The following is a 2,906-nucleotide window of genomic DNA, read 5'->3' as shown; positions in this document are numbered from 1 at the left end:
CGGCGGCGGCGTCACCGGGCAGGCACCCTGCCCGGACGCACCCGAGTTCACCTGCGGGACCCTCACCGTGCCGCTCGACCACAGCGGCGGGACCCCCGGCACCCTCGACCTGGCGGTCGCCCTCAGCAACAACAGCAGTCCGCCCAAGGGCGACCTGCTGTTCCTCTCCGGCGGCCCCGGCCAGTCCAGCGTCCCGTCGATCCGGCAGATGGCGGGCAAGCTGGAGCCCGTCCTCAAGGACTACCGCCTGGTGATGTTCGACCAGCGCGGCACCGGCCGGGGCGCCCTCCAGTGCCCGGGCCTCCAGGAGGACATGGGCTCCTCCGACCTCGCCGTACCTCGCAAGCAGTCCATCGCCGACTGCGCCACCGCCCTCGGCCCGAACGCCCGCTACTACAGCACGGCGGACACCGTCGCCGACATCGACCTGCTGCGCCGCGCCCTCGGCGACCGCCGGCTCACCCTGGACGGCGTCTCCTACGGCACCATCGTCGCCGAGCGCTACGCCCTCGCCCACCCCTCCCGGGTGGCCCGCCTGGTGCTCGACTCGGTGGCGCCGCAGAGCGGTTTCGACCCGCTCGACCTGGCCGCGATGCCCGCCACCGCCCGGGTGCTGCGCGCCGCCTGCCGGGCCACCGGCTGCACCACCGACCCGGCCGCCGACCTCGCCGCCACCGTCCGGCGCTACGGCAACGGCGCGCAGATCCTCGGCGCGCTCACCGGCTACGAGTTCATCGACCCGGATTTCGGCGCCGTCCCGGAGATCCTGCACGAGGCCGCCGCCGGGCAGCCCGCGAAGCTCCAGGACTTCTTCGCCCTCGTCCACCAGGTGGTCGACGCCGCCCCGGCCGAGGACCTCAGCCAGGGCCTGCACTCCGCCACCGTGTGCGCCGACGGGCGCTTCCCCTGGGGCAGCACCGACACACCGGTGGCGGGCCGCGCCGCCGCGCTGGAGCGCACCCGGCAGCGGCTGACCGCCGAACAGACCTGGCCGTTCGACCCGGCGACCGCGACCGGCCTCGGCAGCCTGCTGGTCTGCCTCGACTGGCCCCGCGAGCCGGTGCCGCCGCTGCCCCCGGCCCACCGCAAGCTGCCCGACGTGCCGGTGCTGCTGCTCGGCGGCGACCGGGACATCGCCACGCCGTACGAACTGCTCTACGAGCAGGCCCAGTTGGTGCACCACCCGGAGATCGTGATCGTCCCCGGAGCGGCCCACTCCGTGCAGAACCGCGCGGCCGACCCGGTCGGACGGCAGGCGGTCTACGACTTCCTGCTCAGGTAGCGCCCGGCACGGTCGGCGCGGGCAGGTCGAGGGCCCGGGCAACGGCGGCGATGACGGGGCCCCGGCGACCGGGCGGCAGGTGCTGACGGGCCCAGTCGCCGGCCAGCCCGAGGAAGGCGCCCAGGTCCCGTTCGACCCCGGCGAGCAGCCCGCCCAGGTCCGCGACCGGCAGCACGATCACGGGGCTGTCGGGCTGGTCGGCGTTGACCGTGAGCCGGACGGTGCTGCCGAACCGCTCCGCGAGCGGGGAGAGCGGCTCGTGCCCGTAGCCGACCAGCCCGCCGTGCTCCAACAGTCCGTGCCAGTCCCGCCAGTCCTCCAGGCCGTCGCAGCAACCGGGCTGGAACTCGATGCCGGAGGCCCGGTCGGTGACCCGCAGCCCGCCCGCCGCGTACACCTGCTCGAAGGTCAGCAGCCCGTGCAGGAAGGAGTCCAGCGGATCGGCGGGCCGCGGCGGCCGCCCGCCGTCGGGGTCGACGTCGGGATCGACGTCGTTGCAGCGGGCGACCAGCATCACCGCCGTCCCGACCTCCGCGGGCGACAGCCCGCCGTCGAGGGCGAGGAACCCGGCGGACCCGGTCCCGGCGACGGGCCAGAGGTCGAAGCCGTCCAAGGGCCTCGTCTCCAGGACGGGCTGCATCACGATCATCCGGCCGAGTCTGCCATGTCCGGGGCGGCGGTCAGCGGCCGGTCTGGGTGAAGCGGCCGCCGAGGTAGCGGTGTTCCGGGTCCTCGGGGGACAACTCGCCCAGTTCGGCGATGAGTTCGGCGGCGAAGGACTCGGCGTCGTCCTGCGGCCGGTAGCCGAGCGCCCGGGCCGTCGAGAGGTCCCACCAGGCGCGGGTGTTGGCGGAGATCCCGTAGGCCACGGTGTGGCCGGTGACGGGGCCGGTGAGGGCGGCGTGCGCGAGGCGGGCCCAGTCGCCGGGGCTGAGCCAGGTGGCGAGCATCCGGATGCTGCGGGGGCGCTCGGTGAAGGAGCCGATGCGCAGGGAGACGGTCTCGATGCCGTGCCGGTCGGCGTACAGCGAGGCGAGGCTCTCGCCGAAGCACTTGGAGACCCCGTAGTACGTGTCGGGCCGCTGCGGCGCGTCCACCGGCACGGTGCCGCCGTCGGCGGGCCGCTCGGTGAAGCCCGTCGCGTGGTTGCTGCTGGCGTACACGATCCGGCGGACGCCGGCCGCCCGGGCCGCGTCGTACAGCCGGTAGGTGCCCTCGATGTTGGCGGCCAGGATGTCGGCGAACGGCGCCTCCCCCGGGATCCCGGCCAGGTGGACCACGGCGTCGACCCCGTCCATCGCCGCCGCCAGCGCCTCGACGTCCAGCAGGTCGGCGGTGACGGCCCCGGGATCGCCGGGCACGGGCAGCCGGTCGAAGCCGCGCAGCCGGTGGCCGTGCCCGGGCAGCAACTCCCGCAGGCAGCTGCCCATCCGGCCGGCGGCTCCGGTGATCAGGACCTGACCGGGCTGGTTGACCGTCATTCGTTCCCCCTGGGTTCCGCGTCGGGGGGGGGCCGGGGCCCCGGGCCCCGGCGCCCCCCCGCGGCGAGAAAACAACGGGCGCCCCGGGGGGGGGGGTTTTTATCGGGCCCGCGCGGCCCCCCCCCCCCCCCCCGCGAGGGGCA

3 protein-coding genes are annotated in these 2,906 nt (G+C 75.5%); 1 reads left to right on the top strand and 2 read right to left on the bottom strand.

Features of this window, described 5'->3' with window-relative positions; all coding sequences use genetic code 11:
- Positions 1-1,282 (top strand): alpha/beta fold hydrolase (locus ACFWXO_RS45255; RefSeq protein ID WP_380533086.1); only part of this gene is annotated, 1,282 nt, incomplete at its 5' end.
- Here the strand turns inward: ACFWXO_RS45255 and ACFWXO_RS45250 are convergent.
- On the bottom strand, positions 1,275-1,931 hold the full coding sequence (locus ACFWXO_RS45250) for a hypothetical protein (protein ID WP_380533083.1): 657 nt from the start codon (positions 1,929-1,931) through the stop codon (positions 1,275-1,277). The two genes, ACFWXO_RS45255 and ACFWXO_RS45250, sit on opposite strands and share 8 nt — an antisense overlap.
- A gap of 31 nt (positions 1,932-1,962) precedes the next feature.
- The gene (locus tag ACFWXO_RS45245; protein WP_380533080.1) at positions 1,963-2,763 is read right to left on the bottom strand and encodes an NAD-dependent epimerase/dehydratase family protein; all 801 of its coding nucleotides are present in this window, start codon (positions 2,761-2,763) and stop codon (positions 1,963-1,965) included.
- Positions 2,764-2,906: the final 143 nt, after the last annotated feature.

It is taken from the genome of Kitasatospora sp. NPDC059088 (assembly GCF_042738155.1).
In the GTDB taxonomy this organism is placed as follows: domain Bacteria; phylum Actinomycetota; class Actinomycetes; order Streptomycetales; family Streptomycetaceae; genus Kitasatospora.
Note: the sequence above shows the minus strand (reverse complement) of the source record. Positions and strands in the feature narration are given on the sequence as shown.